Annotated in this window: 19 protein-coding genes; 7 read left to right on the plus strand and 12 right to left on the minus strand. The window is 60.5% G+C overall.

All coding sequences use genetic code 11. The features are described from left to right. Positions 1–35: 35 nt before the first annotated feature. On the plus strand, positions 36–2,465 hold the full coding sequence (locus BXA01_RS20880; RefSeq protein WP_076565932.1) for a TonB-dependent siderophore receptor: 2,430 nt from the start codon (positions 36–38) through the stop codon (positions 2,463–2,465). A 116-nt stretch (positions 2,466–2,581) separates the two neighbouring features. Here the strand turns inward: BXA01_RS20880 and BXA01_RS20885 are convergent, their stop codons facing one another. Next, positions 2,582–3,457 carry a helix-turn-helix domain-containing protein gene (locus tag BXA01_RS20885; protein ID WP_076565934.1) on the minus strand — a complete coding sequence of 292 codons (876 nt, stop codon included), beginning with the start codon at positions 3,455–3,457 and terminating at the stop codon, positions 2,582–2,584. 140 nt (positions 3,458–3,597) lie between these two features. Here BXA01_RS20885 and BXA01_RS20890 point away from each other — a divergent pair, with 140 nt between their 5' ends. Next, positions 3,598–4,500: a DMT family transporter gene (locus tag BXA01_RS20890; protein WP_076565936.1), complete on the plus strand. Its 903-nt coding sequence runs from the start codon at positions 3,598–3,600 to the stop codon at positions 4,498–4,500. An 18-nt stretch (positions 4,501–4,518) separates the two neighbouring features. Here the strand turns inward: BXA01_RS20890 and BXA01_RS20895 are convergent, their stop codons facing one another. The 4 genes from BXA01_RS20895 to BXA01_RS20910 form a co-directional block, all read right to left on the minus strand. Next, positions 4,519–5,028 carry a DUF2165 family protein gene (locus BXA01_RS20895; protein WP_076565938.1) on the minus strand — a complete coding sequence of 170 codons (510 nt, stop codon included), beginning with the start codon at positions 5,026–5,028 and terminating at the stop codon, positions 4,519–4,521. Between the two features lie 139 nt (positions 5,029–5,167). Then, complete coding sequence (locus BXA01_RS20900) at positions 5,168–6,142, minus strand: 2-hydroxyacid dehydrogenase (protein ID WP_076565940.1); 975 nt, start codon at positions 6,140–6,142, stop codon at positions 5,168–5,170. Between the two features lie 979 nt (positions 6,143–7,121). Continuing rightward, the gene (locus BXA01_RS20905; RefSeq protein WP_076565942.1) at positions 7,122–7,496 is read right to left on the minus strand and encodes a DUF6124 family protein; all 375 of its coding nucleotides are present in this window, start codon (positions 7,494–7,496) and stop codon (positions 7,122–7,124) included. A gap of 391 nt (positions 7,497–7,887) precedes the next feature. Then, the gene (locus BXA01_RS20910) at positions 7,888–8,856 is read right to left on the minus strand and encodes a LysR family transcriptional regulator (RefSeq protein ID WP_076565944.1); all 969 of its coding nucleotides are present in this window, start codon (positions 8,854–8,856) and stop codon (positions 7,888–7,890) included. Between the two features lie 275 nt (positions 8,857–9,131). Here BXA01_RS20910 and BXA01_RS20915 point away from each other — a divergent pair, with 275 nt between their 5' ends. The 4 genes from BXA01_RS20915 (at position 9,132) to BXA01_RS20930 (ending at position 14,030) form a co-directional block, all read left to right on the plus strand. Next, positions 9,132–10,631: an efflux transporter outer membrane subunit gene (locus tag BXA01_RS20915; protein WP_076565946.1), complete on the plus strand. Its 1,500-nt coding sequence runs from the start codon at positions 9,132–9,134 to the stop codon at positions 10,629–10,631. A 139-nt stretch (positions 10,632–10,770) separates the two neighbouring features. After that, on the plus strand, positions 10,771–12,963 hold the full coding sequence (locus BXA01_RS20920; protein ID WP_076565948.1) for an FUSC family protein: 2,193 nt from the start codon (positions 10,771–10,773) through the stop codon (positions 12,961–12,963). Further along, positions 12,953–13,153 carry a DUF1656 domain-containing protein gene (locus tag BXA01_RS20925; RefSeq protein WP_016771611.1) on the plus strand — a complete coding sequence of 67 codons (201 nt, stop codon included), beginning with the start codon at positions 12,953–12,955 and terminating at the stop codon, positions 13,151–13,153. Before BXA01_RS20920 ends, BXA01_RS20925 begins: the two co-directional genes overlap by 11 nt. A 10-nt stretch (positions 13,154–13,163) precedes the next feature. After that, positions 13,164–14,030, plus strand: coding sequence for an efflux RND transporter periplasmic adaptor subunit (locus BXA01_RS20930; protein ID WP_076565950.1), 867 nt, complete (start codon positions 13,164–13,166; stop codon positions 14,028–14,030). A gap of 45 nt (positions 14,031–14,075) precedes the next feature. Here BXA01_RS20930 and BXA01_RS20935 read toward each other — a convergent pair whose 3' ends face one another. The 3 genes from BXA01_RS20935 to BXA01_RS20945 form a co-directional block, all read right to left on the minus strand. Continuing rightward, on the minus strand, positions 14,076–15,371 hold the full coding sequence (locus BXA01_RS20935) for a hypothetical protein (RefSeq protein ID WP_076565952.1): 1,296 nt from the start codon (positions 15,369–15,371) through the stop codon (positions 14,076–14,078). A gap of 161 nt (positions 15,372–15,532) precedes the next feature. After that, positions 15,533–16,357, minus strand: coding sequence for an SDR family oxidoreductase (locus tag BXA01_RS20940; RefSeq protein WP_076565954.1), 825 nt, complete (start codon positions 16,355–16,357; stop codon positions 15,533–15,535). A gap of 35 nt (positions 16,358–16,392) precedes the next feature. Continuing rightward, a complete protein-coding gene (locus tag BXA01_RS20945) occupies positions 16,393–16,857 on the minus strand; it encodes a hypothetical protein (RefSeq protein ID WP_056783040.1) in 465 nt (154 codons plus the stop codon). A 170-nt stretch (positions 16,858–17,027) separates the two neighbouring features. On the opposite strand from BXA01_RS20945, the gene BXA01_RS20950 reads away from it, so the two are divergent. Then, the gene (locus tag BXA01_RS20950) at positions 17,028–19,772 is read left to right on the plus strand and encodes an RHS repeat domain-containing protein (protein ID WP_076565956.1); all 2,745 of its coding nucleotides are present in this window, start codon (positions 17,028–17,030) and stop codon (positions 19,770–19,772) included. 79 nt (positions 19,773–19,851) lie between these two features. On the opposite strand, the gene BXA01_RS20955 is transcribed toward BXA01_RS20950, so the two are convergent. The 4 genes from BXA01_RS20955 to BXA01_RS20970 all read right to left on the minus strand — a co-directional run bounded on the left by BXA01_RS20955 (position 19,852) and on the right by BXA01_RS20970 (position 24,825). Continuing rightward, positions 19,852–21,303 (minus strand): mannose-1-phosphate guanylyltransferase/mannose-6-phosphate isomerase, encoded by a 1,452-nt coding sequence (locus BXA01_RS20955; RefSeq protein ID WP_024011673.1) that lies wholly within the window; start codon positions 21,301–21,303, stop codon positions 19,852–19,854. Positions 21,304–21,405: 102 nt separating this feature from the next. After that, positions 21,406–22,062, minus strand: coding sequence for an alginate O-acetyltransferase AlgF (locus BXA01_RS20960; protein WP_016771605.1), 657 nt, complete (start codon positions 22,060–22,062; stop codon positions 21,406–21,408). 14 nt (positions 22,063–22,076) lie between these two features. Beyond that, the gene (locus BXA01_RS20965) at positions 22,077–23,249 is read right to left on the minus strand and encodes an alginate O-acetyltransferase (RefSeq protein WP_076565958.1); all 1,173 of its coding nucleotides are present in this window, start codon (positions 23,247–23,249) and stop codon (positions 22,077–22,079) included. A gap of 10 nt (positions 23,250–23,259) precedes the next feature. Beyond that, the gene (locus tag BXA01_RS20970) at positions 23,260–24,825 is read right to left on the minus strand and encodes an MBOAT family O-acyltransferase (protein ID WP_024011674.1); all 1,566 of its coding nucleotides are present in this window, start codon (positions 24,823–24,825) and stop codon (positions 23,260–23,262) included. Between the last annotated feature and the right edge of the window lie 87 nt (positions 24,826–24,912).

Consider the following 24,912-nt stretch of genomic DNA (forward strand, 5'->3'; position numbering starts at 1 on the left):
CGCATCCGTTGCGGTTCTACACAGGTCATTGAGCAATGAAGTCCAGGGCAAAATCCGGTTCGGTCAAACAGTGGTTAAGCGTGTCGGCGTTGAGTTTTTCATCATTGGCATTGCTGCCGATGAGTATCGCGCTGGCGGCAGAAGCGGTGAGCAATCAGGCGCAACAGCAATTCAATTTTGCCCTCGCCGCGAAACCGTTGCCGCAGGCCCTGAGCGACTTCAGCCGTGTGACCGGGCAGAGCGTGGTCTACACCGACGAAGCGCCGTACGGCCTCAATGCTCCGGCAGTCAACGGCCAGATGAGCGCCGAACAGGCCCTGCAACGCCTGCTCGGCAATTCCGGCCTGAGCTTTCGCCGCACCGACAGTCATACCCTGGCGCTGGAGCCGATGCCGACCGCAGGCGCGCTCAATCTCGGCGCCACGACCATCACGTCCACGCGCGACGAATCGATGAGCTATCAGCCGCCGGAAACCAGTTCGGTGATGCGCTCATCGGCGTCGCTGCAAGAAATTCCACAGACGGTCAATGTCATCCCGGCGCAGGTCATTCGCGATCAGGCGCCGCGCAATCTCGACGACGCGCTGGCCAATGTCAGCGGCATCACGCAGGGCAACACCTTGGGCAGTACCCAGGACTCGGTGATGACTCGCGGTTTCGGTGACAACCGCAATGGCTCGATCATGCGCGACGGCATGCCGCTGGTGCAGGGTCGTGGCATGAACGCGACCGTGGATCGCGTCGAAGTGCTCAAAGGCCCGGCCTCGTTGCTCTACGGGATTCAGGATCCGGGTGGCGTGGTCAACCTGGTCAGCAAGAAGCCGGAACTGACCCAGTACAACGCCGTGACCGTGCGCGGTTCGAGCTACGGTGACGGCAAGAACGGCAGCGGTGGCGCCTTCGACAGCACCGGTGCGCTGGGCGATTCCGGGTTCGCCTATCGCATGGTCGTCGATCATGAAGACGAAGATTACTGGCGCAACTTCGGCACCCATCGCGAGACGCTGATCGCACCGTCGCTGGCCTGGTACGGCGAGCGCACCAAGCTGCTGTTCGCCTACGAGCACCGCGAATTTCTCACCCCGTTCGACCGTGGCACCTTGATCGATCCGCGCACCAATCATCCGCTGGATATCTCGCGCAAGCAGCGTCTCGACGAACCGTTCAACGACATGGAAGGGCGCTCGGACCTCTACCATTTCGAAGCCGACCACGAACTCAACGACGACTGGAAAGCCCACTTCGGCTACAGCTGGAACCGCGAAACCTACGACGCCAGCCAGGTGCGCGTGACTGCGATCGACACCAACAAAGGCACGCTGACCCGCAGCATGGACGGCACCCAGAATGCGATCAGCACCGATCGTTTCACCACCGCCAGCCTCGAAGGCAAGGTGAATGTGCTGGGCATGCAGCATGACCTGGTGTTCGGCGTCGACGACGAATATCGCAAGATCTACCGCGAAGATCTGATCCGGCAGAAAAGCCTGAGCACCTTCAGCTATCTCAACCCGGTCTATGGTCGCGAAGTGATGGGCACTACGGTGAGTGCGCCCGACAGTGCGCAGACCGATAAGCTGCGCAGCGATTCGCTGTTCCTGCAGGATTCGATTCACCTCAACGAGCAGTGGATCCTGGTCGCTGGCGGACGTTTTCAGGAGTACGACCAGTACGCCGGCAAAGGCGTGCCGTTCAAGGCCAACACCGACAGCAATGGCCAGAAGTGGGTGCCGCGCGCAGGGCTTGTGTATCGCTACACCGATGCACTGTCGTTCTACGGCAGCTACACCGAATCGTTCAAACCCAACTCGACCATCGCCCCGCTGAGCGGCAGCAGCACCGTGCTCGACGGCAGCATCGCGCCGGAAGAAGCCAAGTCGTGGGAGCTGGGTGCGCGGCTGGATATGCCGGGCAGCATCACCGGCAATATCGCGTTGTTCGACATCAAGAAACGCAACGTGCTGGTGGCCAACTCCGAAGGTCCGACGACGATCTACAGCGCCGCTGGCGAGGTGCGTTCACGCGGGCTGGAAGTCGACCTGAGTGGGCAACTCAGCGAGCACTGGAACCTCATCGGCAGCTATGCCTACACCGATGCCGAAGTCACCGAAGACCCGGAATACAAAGGCAAGCGCCTGCAAAACGTAGCGAAGAATTCCGGCTCGCTGTCGGCGGTGTATGACTTCGGCAATGTGTTTGGCGGCGACCAACTGCGTGTCGGGGCGGGCGCGCGCTATGTCGGCGAGCGTGCCGGCAACGCGGTGAATGATTTTGACCTGCCGAGCTACACCGTGGCGGATGCGTTTGCCACTTACGACACCACGGTTGACTGGCAGAAGGTCAAGTTTCAGTTGAACGTGAAGAACCTGTTTGATCGCACCTATTACACCTCGTCGGCGAGCCGCTTCTTTGTGTCGATGGGGGATTCGCGGCAGGTTTCCTTGTCGAGCACTCTGGAGTTCTGATCCAAAACCGCATCAACGCTCTTCGCGAGCAGGCTCGCTCCCACAGGAGACTGCATTTCAAGGTGGGAGCGAGCCTGCTCGCGAAGGGGCCATCACTAGCGAAAAGGTACGAGTTTCTAACGCAAAAAAGCCTGCCGATACTCTCCCGGCGTCCCACCCAAAACCTGCCTGAACCGATTAGTAAAATGACTCGCACTGGCAAACCCGCACGCCAGCGCAATCTCCCCCAAGGGCAGCGCCGTGCCGCGCAACAATTCCCGCGCCCGGCTCAAGCGCCGCGCCAGCACATATTGATGCGGCGGCAGGCCGAAGCTCAGGCGAAACATCCGCGCAAAGTGGTATTCCGACAGTGCACACAGCCCGGCCAGTTGCCCGAGGCTGATGGCTTCGCTCAACTGGTTGTCGATGAACTCCACCAGTTGTCGGCGCTGATGTGGCGCCAGTCCGCCCTTCAAGCGCAAGCCCTGTCGTGCACCCACCTGGCTGAGCAAGGTGTGGCTGATCAATTCGTGGGCGAGGCTGCTGGTCAGCAAGCGCTCGGCCGGCTCTTGCCAGTTCAGGTTCAGCAACTGCCGAAAGCGCTGCGCCTGCTGCGGATCTTCAAGAAAAGTCTGCTCGCGTAATTGCATCTCGCGCGGTTCGCGATCGAGCAAAGTCACGCAACCGAGGGCGAATTGTTCGGCGCTGAAATACAGGTGCGCCAAGCGGATGTCGCCATTGATCACCCAGCCCGATTCGTGATCGGCCGGCAGGATGCACAACTTGTCCGGCCCGCCTTTGCGGCCCGGCTGGCCACGACGGAATGTGCCGGTGCCGCCGGCGACGTAGCACGAAAGCGTGTGATGACTTGGCGCTTCGTATTCCTGGGCATCGTGGTGGTTGGTCCACAAAGCCGCAGACATGCCGTCACCGAGCTCGGCGCTGTGCACCAGACGTGCATTCGGCGAGCGGTTGAGGGCTTGAAAGACTTGCAGGGTATCGATAGCGGCCATGTTCGGTTCTCTCCAACGCTTTGCATCCTACTCCGTAGACGCCGCGCTGCCAGCCTGCCGCCAGACAAAAGCGCAAGATTGTGCAAGCGCCGAATGATGGCCGGGGCAGACACTCAAGGCCTGTTTAAGGAGTGTTGGCCATGAACCTGTCGTTGTACCTGCTGACCGTGCTGATCTGGGGTACCACCTGGATTGCCTTGAAATGGCAATTGGGTGTGGTCGAAATTCCGGTGTCGATTGTCTATCGCTTCGGCCTGGCTGCGTTGGTGTTGTTTGCCCTCTTGCTGCTCAGCCGGCGTCTGCAACCGATGAACCGCCGTGGGCATTTGATTTGTGTGGCTCAAGGGTTATGTCTGTTCTGCGTGAACTTCATGTGTTTTCTGACCGCCAGTCAGTGGATTCCCAGCGGGCTGGTGGCGGTGGTGTTTTCCACGGCAACGTTGTGGAACGCGCTGAATGCGCGGGTGTTTTTCGGCCAGCGCATTGCCCGCAATGTGTTGATGGGCGGTGCGCTGGGGCTGTTCGGTCTGGGGCTGTTGTTCTGGCCGGAACTGGCCGGGCATCAGGCCAGCCCGCAAACCCTCCTCGGCCTTGGATTGACGTTATGCGGCACCTTGTGTTTTTCAGCGGGGAATATGCTTTCGAGCCTGCAGCAGAAGGCCGGCCTCAGACCGCTGACCACCAACGCCTGGGGCATGGCCTACGGCGCGGCGATGCTGACGGTGTGGTGTCTGATCAAGGGCATACCCTTCGACATGGATTGGTCGCCGCGTTATGTCGGGGCACTGTTGTATCTGGTGATTCCCGGCTCGGTGATCGGCTTCACCGCGTACCTGACGCTGGTCGGGCGCATGGGGCCGGAGCGGGCGGCTTACTGCACGGTGCTGTTCCCGGTGGTGGCCCTGAACGTGTCGGCGTTTGCCGAAGGTTATCAATGGACCGCACCGGCGCTCGTCGGGCTGGTGTTGGTGATGTTGGGCAACGTGCTGGTGTTTCGTAAACCGAAAGTGCTGTTGTCTGCGGCTCAAGGGAAGTTGGCTTGATAAAACGAGCGCTGATACTCAGCGCTCAACTTTCAAAGTGATGTAGATCATCACCGGGAAGATGAAATCGACAATATGCCTTGCCCAGTCCTTGGCATTCCAGGATTGCGAAGTGTCCATGTCGAACCATTCGACACCTACAGTTTGCAGGCACACGTAATAAATGAAGATGGCGACCAATATACCCATGATCGAAAACTTCTTGGCTTCATGGAATACCGCTGGCGATGCATCGATGTAGCGATACAACTGGTAAGTGCCGATCAGGCAGAGCACGGTGTAGATGACTTCAATGGTGATGATGAACCAGTAGATCCGGTGATGGATCATCGGCGAATCAATGGCCCGATACATGATGTTTTCGCTGGCGTTGGTGGTGTCCATGCTCAGGATGTGTGCAACGTAAGTGTAGTTGGACTCATAGTCAGTGAAGTTATGGATCATCACCAGCAGGCCAAAGAAACTTATATAAGCCATCAAGATGACTTTGCTGTAACGAATGAGTTTGTCGGTGGTCAGGGTGTTCACGGGGTTGGCTCTCCATGGCAATTAATCAATAAGTTGATAAGTTGCGAGAGCTTATATTGCTGTTACTTGGTCTGGCGTTTTGTTCGGTTGCAAGTTATGTAAGGTGAAGGCCGGCGCCATGTTGCGCCGGCCCTTTTTTTCAGCCGCGCCAGACTTGCGGGTTGACCAGATCCTGCGGCCGTTCGCCGAGCAGGGCGCTGCGCAGGTTGGCCAAGGCGCGGTTGGCCATGGCTTCGCGGGTCTCGGTGGTGGCCGAGCCGATGTGCGGCAGGGTCACGGCGTTTTTCAACTGGAACAGCGGCGATTCGGCCAGCGGTTCTTTTTCGTAGACGTCCAGCCCGGCGCCGCGGATGCGGTTGTTTTGCAGGGCTTCGATCAGTGCCGGTTCGTCGAGCACCGGGCCGCGCGAGATGTTGACCAGGATCGCGCTCGGCTTCATCAGCGCGAGTTCGCGATGGCTGATCAGGTGGCGGGTCTTGTCGCTCAACGGCACTACCAGGCAGACGAAATCGGCTTCGGCCAGCAGCTCATCCAAGCTGCGGAACTGCGCGCCGAGTTCCTGTTCCAGTTCGGTCTTGCGGCTGTTGCCGCTGTAGATGATCGGCATGTTGAAGCCGAAGCGCCCGCGCCGGGCGACAGCGGCGCCGATGTTGCCCATGCCGACGATGCCGAGGGTCTTGCCGTGCACATCAGTGCCGAACAGCGGGGCGCCGACGCTGGCCTGCCATTGGCCGGCCTTGGTCCAGGCGTCGAGTTCGGCGACGCGGCGGGCGCTGCTCATGATCAGGGCGAAGGCGAGGTCGGCGGTGCTTTCGGTGAGCACGTCGGGGGTGTTGGTGAGCATGATCCCGCGTTCGTTGAAGTAGTCGAGGTCGTAGTTGTCGTAGCCGACCGAGACGCTCGAGACCACTTCGAGTCTGGTTGCGCTTTGCAGTTGTGCGCGGCCGAGTTTGCGGCCGACGCCGATGAGGCCGTGGGCGTGGGGCAGGGCTTCGTTGAACTGGGCGTTGATGTCACCGGTCTTGGGGTTGGGGACGATGACGTCGAATTCTTCTTGCAGGCGTTCGATCATGGGCGGGGTGATGCGGCTGAAGGCCAGGACTGTTTTTTTCATTGGGCTTGGGCTCGTCGGGGCTTGATTGCAAGCACGCTAACATTTTCTCGCTCGGGTTGTCTTGGCGGCCTCTGGGCCGACCAGGTTCTTGGGGTTTTGGGTGAATATCCGTTTCTTCGGGTGTTGCTGATTACGGTTCCGCCCTTACGGCGGGTCACCTTTTTCAAACGCCAAAAAGGTAACCGAAAAGGCTTGCTCCTGCGTTCGGCCCTCGCAGGCTCGGGTTCCTTCGCTGCGGGATCGATCCGGGCGCAGCGGCTCCGGTTTGCTTCGCTGCACCTCCTTCCGCTGTGTCTGGCTGCGCCAGACGGTCGCTGCGCTCCCACCCCCGGATCAATCCCTCCGCTCAGCCTTCCGACGTCGCCGGTGGATCAAGATCAAGAGCACTCGAGCTTGCGCTCATTGTTGAGTGGGGCGGCTTCGCCGCGGGCAGCTGCGCTGCTTTGCCTTTGCTTTTGTAGGAGTGAGCCTGCTCGCGATGGTGGCCTGACAGTCGACCTGTTTCTCGCTGATGTACTCGATTCAAACTGTGGGAGCTGGCTTGCCAGCGAAGGCGGCCTGACAGCCAACTCCTATCTTGCTGATGTACACGATCCAGAATTGTGGGAGCGAGCCTGCTCGCGAAGGCGTCTCCACTGCCAACCCATCTCTGCCAGATTCACCCCGTCCCTGTGGGAGCTGGCTTGCCAGCGAAGGCGGCCTGACAGCCGACTCATATCTCGCTGATGTACACGATCCAGAATTGTGGGAGCGAGCCTGCTCGCGAAGGCGTCTCCACTGCCAACCCATCTCTGCCAGATTCACCCCGTCCCTGTGGGAGCTGGCTTGCCAGCGAAAGCGGCCTGACAGCCGACTCATATCTTGCTGATGTACACGATCCAGCATTGTGGGAGCGAGCCTGCTCGCGAAAGCGGTTTATCTGACACCCGAATGTTGAATGTGCCGAAGCCTTCGCGAGCAGGCTCGCTCCCACAGAGGTTCAATTGTGTGACGGGGGCTGGTGGACTTCGTAGTTATCCAACACGCGGTTCACCGCCAGTTCCGCCAGCATGATCACCTGCTGGATGGCCAGTATGGTGTGCCGCTGTGGGCTGTCGACGTGGGCGGCGATGTCGCTGCTCATGATGCTGGCCGAGGCGAGGGATTCGCAGGCGTGGGCCAGCAGGCTTTCGTTGTCCTGGTCCGGGGCGACCTGGAACATGGTGCTGGGTTTGTGGTTTTGCTGCGCGCTGGCGGGCGGTTTGAGGTAGTGATCCAGCGCACGCTCGGCGGCGTCGTGGAGTTTCGTTGAGTCGGGGGATTGGTAGGGTGAGGTGCTTTCGGATTCGGGGGGATTGGGTGTGGGTTTGAACATGGTGAAACTCCATTCTGGAAGTGGAGTTCGCCACTGACTGCGACCAAGCAATCGGGTGGCGAACCGTACGCGGGTTGGTCGACCAGGGAATGGAAACCCGGCAGGGACGAGGCCCTCCCACGCACAGCTCGCCATTAAGCATGCTTGAAAATGTGCGCCATTCTAAACCCGGACGACCAAGTCCGGTCGCTGATTCGTCAGCAACCACCAAATCCTAGCCAGCGCTCTTCCGACGGACAACCTGCAAAACCTGTCGGAAACTTCCTTGAAAACACCGCGATGTAGGAGCTGCCGTAGGCTGCGATCCGTTGATTTTTAAACAGCAAGATCAAAAGATCGCAGCCTCGTTGCACTCGTCAGCTCCTGCACGAAACCTGCGAGTGTTTAAAACTCAGGTCGCAACGCGGACGCCTGCCAAACTCCCGCTCAACTCATACGCAACCAATTCCGCCTGATGCGCCGCCAATATTTCCGGCAACGATCCACGCAAATATTCCACCCAGGTTTTGATCTTCGCATCCAGGTACTGCCGCGACGGGTAGATCGCGTAGAGGTTGAGTTCCTGCGAGCGGTAGTTCGGCATCACGCGCACCAGGGTGCCGTTGCGCAGGCCTTCGATGGCGGCGTAGACCGGCAGCACGCCAACGCCCATGCCGCTGGTGATGGCGGTTTTCATGGCGTCGGCGGAGTTCACCAGGAATGGTGAGCTGTTGATGGTGACCGTTTCCTGGCCGTCCGGGCCGTCGAAGGCCCATTTCTCCAGGGGGATCACCGGGCTGACCAGGCGCAGGCACGCGTGGTTGAGCAGGTCGCTGGGTTTCTGCGCGGCGCCGTTGGCTTTCACGTACGCCGGCGAGGCGCAGACGATGCTGTAGGTGATGCCCAGGCGTTGCGAAACGAAGCCGGAGTCGGGCAGTTCGCTGGCCAGCACGATGGACACGTCGTAGCCCTCGTCGAGCAGGTCCGGCACGCGGTTGGCCAGGGTCAGGTCGAAGGTCACGTCGGGGTGGGTCTTGCGGTAGCGGGCGATGGCGTCGATGACGAAGTGCTGACCGATGCCGGTCATGGTGTGCACTTTCAGTTGGCCGGCGGGGCGCGCGTGGGCGTCGCTGGCTTCCGCTTCGGCTTCTTCGACGTAGGCGAGGATCTGCTCGCAGCGCAGCAGGTAGCGTTTGCCGGCCTCGGTCAGGGCGATGCGCCGGGTCGTGCGATTGAGCAGGCGGGTTTGCAGGTGGGCTTCCAGATTGGAGACCGCGCGCGAGACGTTGGCGGTGGTGGTGTCCAGTTGCACGGCGGCGGCGGTGAAGCTGCCCGCTTCGGCAACACAACTGAAGGCGCGCATGTTTTGCAAAGTGTCCATGGGGTGCTCTCAAGGGAGATGGCAAATTGTGACACGAAGTTTCAGGGGCTGAGACCCCCGACCAAGGGATTATCTCGTTAACCGTAACAAAGATTCACAGAAATCCCAGCTTATCGCCGCAGAGGCAGCTCCATAGAATTGCGCCGATCCTGTGCAGGCGCTGCCGAAGGCTGCGATCTTTTGATTTTGTTTTAAGGGAATCAAGATCAAAAATCGCAGCCTGCGGCAGCTCCTGCACGGTCCTCGATCTATCCCTCTCTCAGGAATTCGCAGCTGTGCCGCGTCGCATCAACAGAGCGCTTTTGCCGCTCAGTGTTCTGGCTTTAACCCTGGCTCTCGGCGGCTGCATCTCTACCCAAGGCATTGCCCCTCACGGCGAGGCACTCGCGGCCGATTCACTGGCCACCGACGCGGCCATTGCCGAGGCCGCCAAAGACGCCCACTGGCCCAGCGCCCAATGGTGGCAGGCGTTTGGTGATGCGCAACTTAATCGCTGGATCGACCTCGCCGTGCAAGGCAGCCCGAGCATGGCCATGGCCGCTGCGCGGGTGCGTCAGGCCAAGGCCATGGCCGGTGTTGCCGAAGCGGCCGAGGCGTTGCAGATCAATGGCGAGTCGACCCTCAAGCGCCACAACTGGCCGACCGATCAGTTCTACGGCCCCGGCGAACTGGCCAATACCACCACATGGGACAACAACGCCGCGCTCGGCTTCAGCTACGCCCTCGACCTCTGGGGCCGCGAGCGCAATGCCAGTGAACGCGCGGTGGATCTGGCCCATGTGAGCGTGGCCGAGGCGCGCCTGGCGCAGCTGGAACTGCAGAACAACATCGTCCGCGCCTACATCGAGCTGTCGCTGCATTACGCCCAGCGCGACATCGTTGCCGCAATGCTCAGGCAGCAACAGCAGATTCTCGATCTGGCGCAGAAGCGTTTGAGCGGTGGCATCGGCACGCATTTCGAAGTCAGCCAGGCCGAAACGCCGTTGCCGGAAACCCATCGCCAACTCGATGCGCTGGACGAGGAAATCGCCCTGAGCCGCAACCAGATTGCTGCGCTGGCCGGCAAAGGGCCGGGCGCTGCTGCGCAACTGCAACGGCCGACGCTGTCCCTCGCGGCGCCGTTGAAATTGCCCTCGGCATTGCCTGCCGAACTGCTCGGCCAGCGTCCGGACGTGGTCGCCAGTCGCTGGCAAGTGGCGGCGCAGGCGCGCGGTATCGATGTCGCTCACGCCGGGTTTTACCCCAATGTAGATCTGGTCGGCAGCCTCGGCTACATGGCCACGGGCGGCGGCGCGCTGGAGTTTCTGACCGGCAAGAAACTCAACTACAACGTCGGCCCGGCGATCTCGTTGCCGATCTTCGACGGCGGCCGACTGCGTGGCGAATTGGGCGAAGCGGCGGCCGGTTATGACATCGCCGTGGCGCACTACAACCAGACTCTGATCAATGCGCTGAAGAACATTTCCGATCAGTTGATCCGCCGCGAGTCGATGGACAAGCAGCAGGACTTCGCCGCCGAGTCCGTGGCCGCAGCACAGAAAACCTACGACATCGCGATGATCGCTTATCAACGCGGCCTCACCGATTACCTCAATGTGCTGAATGCGCAGACCTTGCTGTTCAAGCAACAGCAGGTTCAGCAGCAAGTGCAGGCCGCGCGGTTGAGTGCGCATGCCGAGCTGGTGACTGCCTTGGGGGGCGGCCTCGGTGCGGGCAATGACGTGCCGACAGCCGAGCAGACCCAAGCCCCGAAAACCCCGGCGGCGCTGCGGTGAACACAGCATCCATTGTGGGAGCGAGCCTGCTCGCGAAGGGGGCGTATCAGTCAATGAACATGTTGCCTGAGACTGCGCTTTCGCGAGCAGGCTCGCTCCCACAGGTTTCGAGTCCGCATTGCATGCCTGAGTATTTCCAATGACCTCCTTGCCCGCCCCCCTGCGCTGGCTCCACTCCCTGGAATGGCGTCGCGGTTTTTTCGACTGGGCACGCAGCGATGGCGTGACCTGGGTGTATATCTTCAAGGTGTTGCTCGCCGCGTTTCTCACGCTATGGCTGGCGATGCGTCTGGAACTACCGCAACCGCGCACGGCGATGATCACGGTGTTTATCGTCATGCAGCCGCAGAGCGGTCAGGTGTTCGCCAAGAGTTTCTATCGCTTGCTCGGCACGCTGGCCGGGTCGGCGATGATGGTCACGCTGATCGCTTTGTTCGCGCAGAACACTGAGCTGTTTCTCGGCTCGCTGGCGATCTGGGTCGGCATCTGCTCAGCCGGTGCCGCACGTTGCCGCAACTTTCGCGCGTATGGCTTTGTGCTCGCCGGTTACACCGCAGCGATGGTCGGTCTGCCGGCGCTGGCGCACCCGGACGGCGCCTTTATGGCGGCGGTATGGCGGGTTCTGGAAATCTCGCTGGGGATTCTCTGTTCGACGCTGATCAGCGCGGCGATTCTGCCGCAGACCTCGAGTGCGGCGATGCGCAACGCCCTGTATCAGCGCTTCGGTGTGTTCGCGCGCTTCGTCACCGATGGCTTGCGCGGGCGCAGCAAAGCCGAAGCGTTCGAAGCCAGCAACGTGCGCTTCATTGCCGAAGCCGTCGGTCTGGAGGGGCTGCGCAGCGTGACCGTGTTCGAAGACCCGCACATGCGCCGGCGCAACGGCCGCCTGAGCCGATTGAACAGCGAGTTCATGGGCATCACCACGCGTTTCAACGCCTTGCATCAGTTGCTCGAGCGCCTGCACGGCAATGGCGAAGAGCACGTCGTGGCAGCGATCAAACCGGGCTTGCAGGACCTCGCCGAAGTGCTCGACGGCTTCAGCGGTCGCGCCCTGACCAGCCCCGATGCGGCTCGTTTGGCGACCGCGTTGGCCAGCTACAAGGAAGGTCTGCCGGCACGTGTCCGAACGCTGCGCGGGATCTTTCAGGACACCGGTCCGAGCGAAGCCGAACAACTGGATTTCCACACCGCCTATGAATTGCTCTACCGCTTCGTCGATGACCTGCACAGCTATGCGCAGACCCACGCGTCCCTGGCCGATCACCGCCACGAACGCGAACGCTGGGACGAGCCGTTCACCCCGCAAACCAACTGGTGGGCGGCGGCCGCTTCGGGGATTCGCGCCTCGTTCATTCTGATTGTGCTGGGCAGTTACTGGGTCGCCACGGCATGGCCGAGCGGGGCGACCATGACCCTGATCGCCGCCGCCACCGTCGGCCTTTCCGCCGCCACACCGAACCCGAAACGCATGGCTTTTCAAATGGCCTGCGGGACTTTTCTCGGTGCGCTGATCGGCTTCGTCGAGATGTTTTTCATCTTCCCGTTGATCGACGGTTTCCCCTTGCTCTGCATGATGCTCGCGCCGGTGATCGTGCTCGGTTCGTTCCTCGCCTCGCGGCCGCAATACGCCGGGGTCGGACTGGGCCTGCTGATTTTTTTCAGCACCGGTTCAGTGCCGGACAATCTCACGATCTACAACCCCTACACCTTCATCAACGACTACATCGCCATGGTCATGGGCATGCTCGTGTGTGCGGCGGCGGGGGCGATTATTCTGCCGCCGAACAGTCGCTGGCTGTGGCAGCGCCTGGAGCAGGACTTGCGCGGGCAAGTGGTCTACGCGATCAGCGGCAAACTCAAGGGCCTGGCCTCGCGTTTCGAGAGCCGCACCCGCGATCTGCTGCATCAGGCCTATGGCCTCGCGGCAGGGCAACCGAAGGTGCAGAAGAGTCTGCTGCGCTGGATGTTCGTGGTGCTGGAAGTCGGCCACGCGATTATCGAGTTGCGCAAGGAGCAGGCGATCCTGCCGGTGCACCCGGCGTATGCCGAATCGCAGCCGTGGCGTCAGGCAATCCGCGTGATGGGGCGCGCGTTGGTACGCCTGTTTTTGCAGCCGAACGCCAGCAATCTCGAACGCGCACTGGTGGCGGTCGATCACGCGATCAGCCGCGTCGCCGCCACCGATGAGCCGTTCGCGCCGCACTTCGATACCTCGGCGTTGCGCCGGGTGAAGAGCTATCTGCACTTTATCCGCACCTCGTTGCTCGACCCGCAATCACCCCTGGCCGAATTCGCTTCTGCCCGGCCCGAAGGACTCGCCCATGCCTCGTGAAATCGCCTTCCACGGCGTGTACATGCCGACCATGACCCTGATGTTTTTCATTGCTGCGGGATTGGCCTGGGCAGTTGACCGCTTCCTCTCGGGGTTCGACCTGTACCGCTTTTTCTGGCACCCGGCGTTGCTGCGCCTGAGCCTGTTTACCTGTCTGTTCGGCGCCATGGCGCTGACTGTCTACCGTTGAGAACATCTTGATGAAAAAGTTTTTCAGCCTGCTCGCGACCCTGCTGGTGCTGGCCCTGGCGCTGTGGATCGGCCGCACGCTGTGGGAGCACTACATGAACACGCCGTGGACCCGCGATGGCCGCGTTCGCGCCGACATCATCAACGTTGCCGCCGACGTCACCGGCGAAGTGGTCGAAGTGCCGGTGCGTGACAACCAACTGGTGAAAAAGGGCGATCTGCTGATGCGCATCGACCCCGAGCACTACCGCATTGCGGTCAAGCAGGCGCAGTCACTGGTCGCTTCGCGCAAGTCGACCTGGGAAATGCGCAAGGTCAACGCCCATCGCCGCGCCGACCTCGACAATCTGGTGATCTCCAAGGAAAACCGCGACGACGCCAGCAACATCGCCGACGCCGCGCTGGCCGATTACCAACACGCCCAGGCGCAACTGGAAGCCGCCGAACTCAACCTCAAACGCACCGAAGTGCGTGCGGCGGTGGACGGTTACGTGACCAACCTCAATGTGCATCGCGGCGACTACGCGCGCATCGGCGAGGCGAAGATGGCCGTGGTCGACATGAATTCATTTTGGGTTTACGGCTTTTTCGAGGAAACCAAACTGCCTCACGTCAAAGTAGGTGACCAAGCCGACATGCAATTGATGAGCGGCGAAGTGCTCAAGGGCCATGTCGAAAGCATTTCGCGCGGGATCTACGACCGCGACAACCCGGAAAGCCGCGAACTGATTGCCGACGTGAACCCGACGTTCAACTGGGTGCGGCTGGCGCAGCGCGTGCCGGTGCGGATTCATATTGATGAGGTGCCAGAGGGCGTGTTACTGGCGGCGGGGATTACTTGCACGGTAGTGGTGAAGCAGGACCAGGCAGGCAATTGATCGACCGCGTCGCCCCTGACCAGGGCGACGCGGTGATGCTTCCAGCTACTGGGAAATGTTGTAGCGATACAGACAACCCAGAGGGTTTTCTGGATTGATGTTGAGGGCAATAATCAATTTGCCTGGGGCCTGCTGATAATGAAGCCTGGAGAGCGAGTCGGTGGTCTCGTCGCGATGGATGACGCCACCCGCGTCTGAAAAATCGGAGTTGTAGCCACCGCTACGGGTTTTCACACAGGCAATATAATTGCCCTTCTCGTCTCCACCAGAAACTACGATGTTATCAGCGAAAGGAACATGGTCCGCCCAGTTGACTCGCCTGTCGCTGCCGAGATCTGGTGGGAGTGGCATGACATTCGGATTGCCGAAAACGCCAAAATCGGGCTTACCTTTTTCATCGAAGGCGAACAACATGCCGTATCGCTCACTGACACCGTTGCCCATGTTGGTGTAGCCAGATGCCGTAAATCTATCAGGGGCTCGCTGTCTCACAGTATTGAGTTCGGCACCCATGGAGTTGTACCGGACTACCACAACCCCGGGTCTTTCCGGGAGGCCGAAACTCTCATGGAGCGCGCCACTGTCTGAATTCAACATCACGACGAGACCGTCCGTGTTCACGTCGGGCTCGTATTTTTCGTAGCCTGCAAATAACAAGAGTCCATTGTCGAGCACGCAACCGTCGCTGAGTGAGGTCGATGCATGCGGCATCCCGTGATTTATTTCAACTCGGCCATCTGTGCCGAATGCCTTCACGGGTGCGCCTTGCGCATCGAACTTGTAAAGGTGCGCCCTGAGCACGTCAGGCGTGTGGTAATCAACGCCGACAATAACGCTGCCATCGGGTAGCGCGAAGACGAATGCCGGGCCTTTTTTCGTAAGCCGTTGTGTGTTTGGGGGATCGATGATGACTTGGCCATTCTCGCCAAAGCTGCTCACTCGATTGCCTTTGCTGTCAAGGCAGAGAATCGCAGCGCTAACCTCGTTCGATTCCTCATTGGCTGTGCTGCCTGCCATGAACAGCCGCCCGTCGGCACCTTCTGCAATCGGCCCGCCAGAGGCCTGCTCATTGGCCAGGAACGAACCCGTGACACGCCCTTCGACACCGAACGCCAAGTCTAAGGCACCCAAGTGGTTCAGCTTGGCAACGAAGAAGACGCCGTTATCGAAGGTACTGGTGACCAGCAACGATTTATCGCGCAGCAGCGTCGACCCCGTGAGGGGCCGGGACTTCGTCGGGTCGTCCTGGAATATATCGTCAAGTTGAAGTTTGCCTTGGCCGCTTCCCCATGTAGCGTCGATTGTCGCCCTGATGTTCGCGGCCTTCTTTGCGATTGCCATATACGTCCCTGCGCGGTTGTCGTGAGGTCGGTTTACTCGCCGGGCGCTAACACGGACTCGACACTGTTCACCTGGCTTGAACTCACGATAGGCCTTAGTTCAGAGGGCGCCTACTGTCAACTCTGACAGGTCTGGCTACCGCTGGTCGCAACGACTGGGGATCAGAGCTTGGCGCGCAACCCGAACCGCTTCATCAACGTCGATTCGAGTAACCCTTGCGGCAACAACGCCGCCAACAACGGCAACGCCCGGCTGCCGTTGCCGATGCGAACCAGCCGTGGCGGCTTGCTCTGCCGCACCGCTTTCAACAACTCAGCCGCAAACTCACTGGCCGGGGTTGGCTTGTCCTGCGACGCCTTGGCCCGTGCGCGAATGCCTTCACGCAGGGGAAACCACGGCGATTGCTCGTTGATCAACTGCTCGGCTTCATGTCCGGCATTCTTCGCAAAGCTCGATTCGATCGCACCGGGCTGGACTTCCATCACACGGATGCCAAACGGTGCCAGCTCCATGCGCAACGCATCGCTAAGCGCATGCACCGCCGCTTTCGAAGCGCAGTAGGCGCCGGCAAATGGTGTGACCAGCACACCCGACACACTGCCGATATTCACCACCAACCCCTTGGCCGGACGCAGCAGCGGGAACAACGCGCGGGTGACGCCGACAATCGAAAATACGTTGGTTTCGAACTGGCGCTGCATCGCCTGCACGCCGCCGTCGAGCAGTGGCCCCATCGCGCCGTAACCGGCGTTGTTGATCAGTACATCAAGACTGCCGTGTTGCTGGCTCAGACGCTCGGCGAGTTGTTCCAGCGCGGCGCCATCGTTGACGTCCAGCTCGACAGCGGTGAAACCGGCAGCGCTGAGCGCGCTGACATCTTCAGCCTTGCGCGCACTGGCCCAGACTTCGTAGCCTGCCGCTTTGAACTCGTCGGCGAGGGCGCGGCCGATGCCGCTGGAACAACCGGTAATCAACGCAACGGGCATGGCGCATTCCTTGTGCAAACAGTCGGAGGAGGGGATCAGTCAGAGAAACTACCCTGCAAATGCTCGGCGCGAAACTCCAGGGTTTGCGGACGATAGCCGGGGCGCAGCGGCGGCAGTGGCAAGCAGTCTTCCCAGGTCGCGCCGGCCTGCAATTCGCCGGGGCCGCGATAGCGTGGGGCAGTGTATTGATTGTCGGCCAGGTTGACCGTATCGCCCGGCGCATAAGCGGCGATGCGCCAGCGCAGCTCGGTCAGCGGCACATTGTTGCCATTGTTCATTTTCAATTGCAGTGGACGGTCGGCCGGGCATTGCTCGGGAGCGTAGGCAATGCGCAGTTCCAGGCGCGCCAGTTGCTTGATCTCGCGGTTGTCCAGCCACACCACCCACATGGCCACGAAACCCAGGCCAATCGCAGCGGCTACCGAAACCGGCAAGGCCTTGGCCGGGTAGCGCAGCAGCAGGATCAGCCAGGTAATGACCAGCAGGATGCCGATGAACATGCGTGAGCGCTCCGTGGGTGAGTGAGCCCCATCCTACCGAAGGCTTGGCGCAATGGGTATTCGGGACGAGTTTGATCGCACCGTTGGTCGGGACTGTAATTTCTGACAGTAGGAATGCGGTTCCGCGCTTGCTCTCATGAGCCAAGGGCACACTGGGACGTTGACGCATTATGGGCATCCACAGCAATACGCCAACGCTTGCCGTGAACGATCCGCGCGGGTTGGCCATCCTCAACGTCAACTACTGGCGCGCCGATGCGGCGCTGGCAAGCGAGCCCCGGATCGAGCGGACGTTGCGCGACAACGCCGGCCGTGCAGTCAAACAATGGGATGCGCGATTGTGGGCGTTGCAGGCGATTGATCCACAGGCGCCCGCCAGCCTCACCACTGTCCATGCCTTGACCGATATCGCGCTGCGCTCGGACAGTACCGATGCGGGAGTCCAGGTCCAGTTGCCGGGTTTGGCCGGCCAGACGCTGTGCAACTGGGACAGCCGTGGCACATGCCGTGAAATTGCATACGATGACTTGTTGCGACCTGTCGCGGTGTTCGAGGAAGGCACCGGCGTACCTCGCCGTTGTTCCGAGCGACTTGCCTATGGCCGTCCCGGCGCGGGCGATCCGCTGCGCAATCAGCTCGGTCAAGTGATTCGTCATGACGATCCCGGCGGCAGTGTTCTGTTCTCGCAGTTTGCGATCACCGGGCAGTGCAGTGAAAACATCCGTCACTTCACGCTTGAGCCGGTTGCCGCGGATTGGCCAGAGGCGATCGTCGATCGACAGAAGTTGCTCGAACCTCAAGGGGCAACCACACAATGGCGCTATGCCCCGCTGGGACCTGTGCTCGAACAGATCGATGCCGGTGGCAATCGGCAGGCCTTCGCACTGACTCTCCACGGCCAGTTACGTGCAGTTGAAATACGGCTCAAACTTCAGACGCAGAACCATTCGGTCGTCAGTGATATTCGCTACGACGCTTACGGACAAGTCACTCATGAACTGGCAGGCAACGGCGTGCTGACTACGCTGAGCTACCGTCCCGAAGACGGCCGTCTGCTCACTCGCCATGCTCGGGACAATCTGGGCAATGTGCTGCAGCATCTGATCTACGCCTACGACCCGATGGGCAATGTAACGAGTATCGAAGACCAGGCATTGCCCGTGCGCTGGTTCGCCAACCAGCGCATCGAACCGGTCAGTCGTTACCGCTATGACAGCCTTTATCAGTTGTCCCATGCCACTGGCTGGGAGGCCGGCGTTGGCGGTGGCGGGCCGACCGCTGTTGCCAACTACAGCCAGAATTATCGTTATGACGCCGGCGGCAATTTGTGCGAGCTGACTCACGTCGGCCAACAGAGTCCAGGTCATCAACTGCAGGCCGCACGCTATAGCAATCGGTGTTTGCCGTGGCACGACGGTAAGCCGCCCTCTGAAGCAGAGATCGCGGAAGCTTTCGATCCGCGGGGTAATTTGCTGGTGCTGGATCAGGGACGCCGGTTGCAGTGGAATCTGCGTTGCCAGCTGGACTCGGTCGTGGTCGTCTCACGCCGATCAGATGCCGATGACCGAGAAAGCTATCTCTATGACGGCGCCGGTCAGCGGGTATGCAAAATGCGTTCGTCACGGACCTCTGCGCGCAGTCTTCTTGCCCAGGTGCGTTATCTGCCGGCGCTGGAGTTACGCACCGATACCGGCACCGGTGAGAGCCTGCAGGTGATCATCGTGCGGACCGGACTCAATATCGTACGCGTCCTGCATTGGCAAAGCGCACCGCCGACCGGCCTCAATAATCTCTACCGATACAGTTTCAATGATCATCTGGGCTCAATCAGTCTTGAGCTGGACGCGGATGCGCAACTGATCAGCCGCGAGCATTTTTATCCGTTCGGTGCAACGGCGTGGGCCGAAGAACCCGACGTCAGCTACAAGACCGCGCGGTATTCGGCAAAGGAACGTGACGCCACGGGACTTTACTATTACGGGTTTCGCTATTACGTGCCGTGGCTGCAACGCTGGCTGAACAGCGATCCTGGCGGAGCGATCGACGGCCATAATCGCTATCGCGCGCTGCGCAACAACCCAATGACTTACAGGGACAGCGACGGGCGCAAGCCCGACAAGCCCGACAAGCGTGCTGGCGACCGGGTGTATCACGATCTTGCCGACAAGAAACTGGTCAATCCCGTGCAAGCCGCCGGCATGCAGCCCGTGCGCCGTTACTTCGAGAATGACCCAAATCCCGACGTCCAGGCCTACCGCCGCGAAATACCGGTAGCGCTGGCAGAGCTGGGAGCCCGGGACAACTCCGTGCTCAACACACATCAGGCACATGTCATTGCCGCCGTCCGGACGCACACCGCGCCACCTTCGGGGGCCGTGCTGTACCACTCCGGTGAATTCGTTTCTTCGACAATGAATCGGGTGTTGGGGGAGGAGACCACCAGCCGGATCATGGGACCCATGTCCGTTGCGTTCAACAGCCCTGTCGAAGAACCGCAAGTGCTTGCAGCCAGGCGCGGAGCCGTGGCCAAAGGCTTCCAGATCGGCGGAAATCTGCTGATGCACGCCGCTAACCCCGCAGCTCAGTTGGTGGGCTCACTGAGTGTGGCAATGGGCAATGCCATGCAGGTTTCCGAGGCTCAGACGCGGATCCAGTACAAACTGCTCAGCACACCCGTTGCCGTGCCTCTTGCCATCTCCTCGAACAGTCCGGCGGTCGACTTGCAGTCCTTCAATCGATCGACCCGGCGGCAGCCGTTGTTCGCAGAACCGGAATCAACGCCCACACCGTTGGCGCAGCAACTGTTTGCAGCCGCGTTTACACGAGGTCCCGCGGGGCTGGCGCAGGCGACGGAAGGCGAGTCGGTCGATGAAGATTCACCACTGGCGAGACGCCGCAATTCAGTCTTCGGCTAGACAAAAAAAGCCCCCGCCCAGCCCGCTGCGGATAGGGAGCGCAACGGGCTGGACGAGGGCTTCTTGTTTCAGCAGGCGATTACTGCGCGATGGTTTTCACCGACACGCCGCGTTCGATCGGGGTGGAGCGGCCGTAGATATCTTCGAAACGCTCGATATCGTCTTCACCCAGGTACGAACCCGACTGCACTTCGATGATTTCCAGCGGGATCTTGCCCGGGTTGCGCAGGCGATGCACCGAGGCGATCGGGATGTAGGTCGACTGGTTTTCGGTGAGCAGGAACACGTTCTCGTCGCAGGTCACTTCGGCGGTGCCGCTGACCACGATCCAGTGCTCGGCGCGGTGGTGGTGCATCTGCAGCGACAGGCACGCGCCCGGCTTGACCGAGATGTGCTTGACCTGGAAACGCCCGCCCATGTCCACCGAGTCGTACGAGCCCCACGGGCGATAGACTTCGCAGTGGTTCTGGGTTTCGCTGCGGCCCTGGGCGTTGAGGGTGTTGACCATCTGCTTGACGCCCTGGACCTTGTCCTTGTGGGCAATCATCATCGCGTCCTTGGTTTCGACCACGACGATGTTTTCAAGACCGATCACCGAGACCAGTTTGCCGTTGCCGTGGATCATGCAGTTCTTGCTGTCCTGGATGACCACATCGCCTTTGCTGACGTTGCCGTTGGCGTCTTTCTCGTTGACTTCCCACAGCGACGACCAGCAGCCGACATCGCTCCAGCCGGCGGTCAGCGGCACCACGCAGGCGCGCTGGGTTTTTTCCATCACCGAGTAGTCGATGGAGTTGTCCGGGCAGCAGGCGAAGGTGGCTTCGTCGAAGGTGATGGTGTCAGCGTCCTGCTGGCTGCGCTCAAGGGTCAGCAGGCAGGTGTCGTAGATGTCCGGATCGTGCTTTTTCAGTTCTTCGAGGAAGCGGCTGGCACGGAACAGGAACATGCCGCTGTTCCAGTAGTAACCGCCGGATTCGACGTACTCGGTGGCGCGCTTCACATCCGGTTTTTCGACGAAGTGCGAGACGCGGCTGACGCCTTCGGGCAGCAGCGAATCAGCAGTGGATTTGATGTAGCCGTAGCCGGTTTCCGGTTTGGTTGCCGGCACGCCGAACAGCACCATCTCGCCGTTCTCGGCTGCGACGGTGGCCAGGGCCAGCGCACGTTGCAGGGCTTTCTGGTCTTCCAGCACGTGGTCGGCCGGCAGCACCAGCATCAGTTCGTCGCGGCCTTCATTGACCAGCATCATCGCGGTCAATGCTACGGCCGGCGACGTGTTGCGGCCGAACGGTTCCATCAGGATGCGCTGGCATTCCAGATTGCGTGCGGCCAGTTGCTCGTTGACGATGAAACGGTGTTCCTTGTTGCAGACCACGATTGGCGTGTCCATGCCTTCGAACACCAGGCGCTCGAGGGTTTGCTGGAACAGTGTATGTTCGCCGGTCAGAGCGAGGAATTGTTTAGGGAACTGCTTACGCGAAAGAGGCCACAGACGCGAACCGCTACCACCTGACAAGATCACCGGAATCATAATGTTTACTCCATAAAATGCAGTTGAGAGCTGCAAGCTGCAAGTGGTGAGTTAGAAGCACTTCACTTGCAGCTTGAAGCTAGTAGCTGATAGCTCGAGCGATTAGCGAGTCGACACCGGGCGTTTCACCCAGACTGGCGACAGGTTGCTGCCGTTGCCGGTGACATACAGCACGGCTGCCTCACCACGCTCCAGAGCGACCGGTTTCACGTCGCCGACTTTCTTGTCGCCTTCGTACAGTGCCAGGCTGACTTTCACCGGGTTGATTTCACGTTCGCCACGGCCCTTGGCTGCCACGTTCGGCACCACTTCGGTCTTGCCGTCGGCGGTCTTCAGGGTCAGTGGTTTGTCGCTGAGGTTCTGTACACGAACCAGGGATTTCTGCTTGTTCTTGAACGGCGGCTCTTCGATCAGTTGTGGCGCGCCGGAAGCGTTGTTGACCAGGGTGTAGTAGTGGTCACCAGCGAGTTTGACCGGCAGGGTCTGGCTACCGACCTTGGCGCTGTAATCGCCGCCCGGCATGAAGCTGAAGTCGCTGCTGGCCAGTGGCGCGATATCGCTCAGGTTGGTGCTGCCGACAGTCGCGCTGACTTCAGCGTTGCTGGCGTTGTAGACACGCACGAAGGTCGAGCCTTTCGGAGCGGTCGGGCCGTACAGCGCGGCGTCGCCGCCGGCGAAGGCTGGGACGGAAAGTACGCTGAGGCCAGCAACCAGTGCGAAGCTTTTAGCGAGACGACGAGGAGTAGTAGTGAAAGTCATGGTGTACCTCTCTTTCAGTTTTGCGCCCGATCGGGCGTCTCGGATTTAGTGTTGATGGCTACGTTTTGTTGGCGGGCGCCGGCTTGTTTGAGCTCTGCGACCCACTGCGGGTCGGCGTCGCCGATTTCGTTGTTCACAGGCAGATATCGTTCAGGAAACTCCCAGATCAGCACTTGTGGCGGGCTGTTCTTGAAGTCATCGCTTTTCAGGTAGCTGAGCATCGGCAGAATCGGGCCATGGCCGTCTTCGGCGTAGTTGACGACGTCGCTGTGCAGCGCTTGCTTGAGCGCACCGACGAAGTTCCAGTTCGGGTTGGCGCTGTAGCTGGTGCCGATCAGCGCGACCGGAACTTCGCTGTTGGCGAACAGGGCGTCGTCACCGGCAGGTTGCTCGGCGGCCACGGTGTTGCGTTTAAGCAGTGGCTCAGGCGCCGGCATCATGTTTTCGAACAGCGGATCGAGCGGCAGGAACAGACGCAGATCGCCCTTGTGCGTGACCTTCTCTGCTGGCGTGGTGACGAAGCGCTGTGGCTCGCCGCTCAGCGGGAATTTCTCGGCAATGGTTTTCGCCAGCGTGTTGGCGGCGATCTCGGCGCCCTCCGGCGTCCAATGGGTGTCGGTGCGCAGGAACACTTGCTCACCGTTCTGCTTGGCCTGTTGCAGCGGACCGAGCAGGTCAGGGGCGAGGATCTTGTCGGCCGCGACACGGGCGTGGAAATCCTGATACAGGTTCTGGTGAATGCTCGAAGGCTTCACTTCATCCAGATGCTCTGGATACAGACGCACCTTGGCCGGCACGATCGCCATCACCAGTTTCACGCCTTTCTCTTTCAGGGTCTGGCGCACGCCTTCGACCAGCGCGTAGTTGCCTTGCAGGTTCTGCTGTTCGTTGACGATCGGGTTGAATTCTTCATCGCTGTACAACCACTGGTCGCGGCCGAGCACGACGCCCGGACGACCTTCGTTGAACAGTTTGAAATCCAGCGCGGCCCAGAGGTTGGTGCCCAGACGCTTGATCGGGAATTCATCGTCGTAGTGGGTTTCCACCGCCTTGGTCCAGCGGCCGTTGAGCACCGTCGCATCGGCGTTGGTGCTGAAGCCGAAGAAGCTGCGAACCGACCAAAGACCGAGGACCAACAGCGTCACCAGGAACAGGGCGATGTAGAAGATGCGTAATGAGCGGGTCATGTCAGATCCCTCAGAACTGGAAGTAAAGGAACGGCGAGAAGCTTTGCGCCGAGAGTTTGAGAATCGAGGCGATGAACAGCAGCAGGATCAGCCCGCGCATCACGTAGCGCGACCAGTCGGCGGTCCAGTAGGCCGGTTGCACCTGGGCTTCGACGCCGACGGTGTAGCCAGGTTCGTGGATGCTCGCCGGATTTTCCCCAGGCGCTGCCTTGATCATTCCCGGCGTCGCCGTGGCAGGGCCATCGGCCTCGACGTTGACTTCAGGTTTGGTCTTGGCTGGCGGCTGATTGGTGTACAGATCACGCAGGCCGAAGAACGCAAGGGTCACGTAAGCCACCACCAGAGTTGCCACTTGCAGACCGGTGAGGCTGGCCTGATTGAGTTCCGACAGCGACCAGTCGCCGAAGCTGAACATTGCACCGTACATGCGACCGGCGACGTGCAGATTCTCGGCACGGAAGATCACCCAGCCCATCACCACCAGCAGGAAGGTCAGTGCCCAGCGGATCGGGTTGAGGCTGCGCGGCGAAGTGTTCAGGCCGAGCATTTTTTCGATCGCCAGCCACATGCCGTGCCAGGCGCCCCAGATGATGTAAGTGATGTTCGCGCCGTGCCACAGACCACCGAGCAGCATGGTCAGGAACAGGTTGCGATAGGTCATCAGCGTGCCTTTACGGTTACCGCCGAGGGTGATGTACAGGTAGTCACGCAGCCAGGTCGACAGGCTGATGTGCCAGCGGCGCCAGAACTCGGTGATCGACTGGCTGATGTACGGCTGCTTGAAGTTTTCCATGAAGCGGAAACCCATCATCAAGCCTAGGCCGATGGCCATGTCGCTGTAACCGGAGAAGTCAAAGTACAGCTGCGCGGTGTACGCCAGCGCACCGAGCCACGCGTCACCCGTGGTCGGGTTCTGCAGGGCGAAGCAATGGTCGGCGACCACGGCGAGGGTGTCGGCGATGAACACCTTCTTGATGAAACCCTGCATGAACCGCGTGCAGCCCTCGGAGAACTTGTCGAGGGTGTGCGTGCGGTTGTTGAACTGATCGGCGAGGTCGCGAAAACGCAGGACCGGGCCGGCAATCAGGTGCGGGAAGATCGCCACGAATGCTGCGAAGTCGATCAGGTTGCGCGTGGCCGGAGTGTCGCCACGGTACACGTCGATGATGTAGCTGATCGATTCGAAGATGTAGAACGAAATACCGATCGGCAGCAGCACGTGGGTGAGGATGAACGGCTCGAGACCGAACGAAGTCATGATCTCGTTGATGCTGTCGACACCGAAGTTGGCGTACTTGAAGTAGCCCAGAATGCACAGGTCGACGGCCACGCCGAGCAGCAGCCAGCGCTGCGCCGGTTTGGTTCTGACGCCGGCGGCACCGACTTTCAGGCCGATCCAGTAGTTCCACAGCGTGACCGCTGCGAACAGCGCGAGGAAGTCCACTCGCCACCAAGCGTAGAACACGTAGCTGGCGATCAGCAGCAGCAGGTTGCGATAGCGTTGCCCGCTCAAGTAGTACAAGCCGAGAAAGATCGGCAAGAACAGAAACAGGAACACGTTGGATGAAAATACCATCCCGATCTCTCCATGTTTGAACCAACAGTCAAGGGCCAAAGCCCCCCAAACCCCCCACGTAAAACGGGCGGTTGTATGATCGTTCCC

The sequence above is a fragment of the Pseudomonas sp. B10 genome, from assembly GCF_900156235.1.
Classification (GTDB): Bacteria; Pseudomonadota; Gammaproteobacteria; order Pseudomonadales; family Pseudomonadaceae; genus Aquipseudomonas; species Aquipseudomonas siliginis.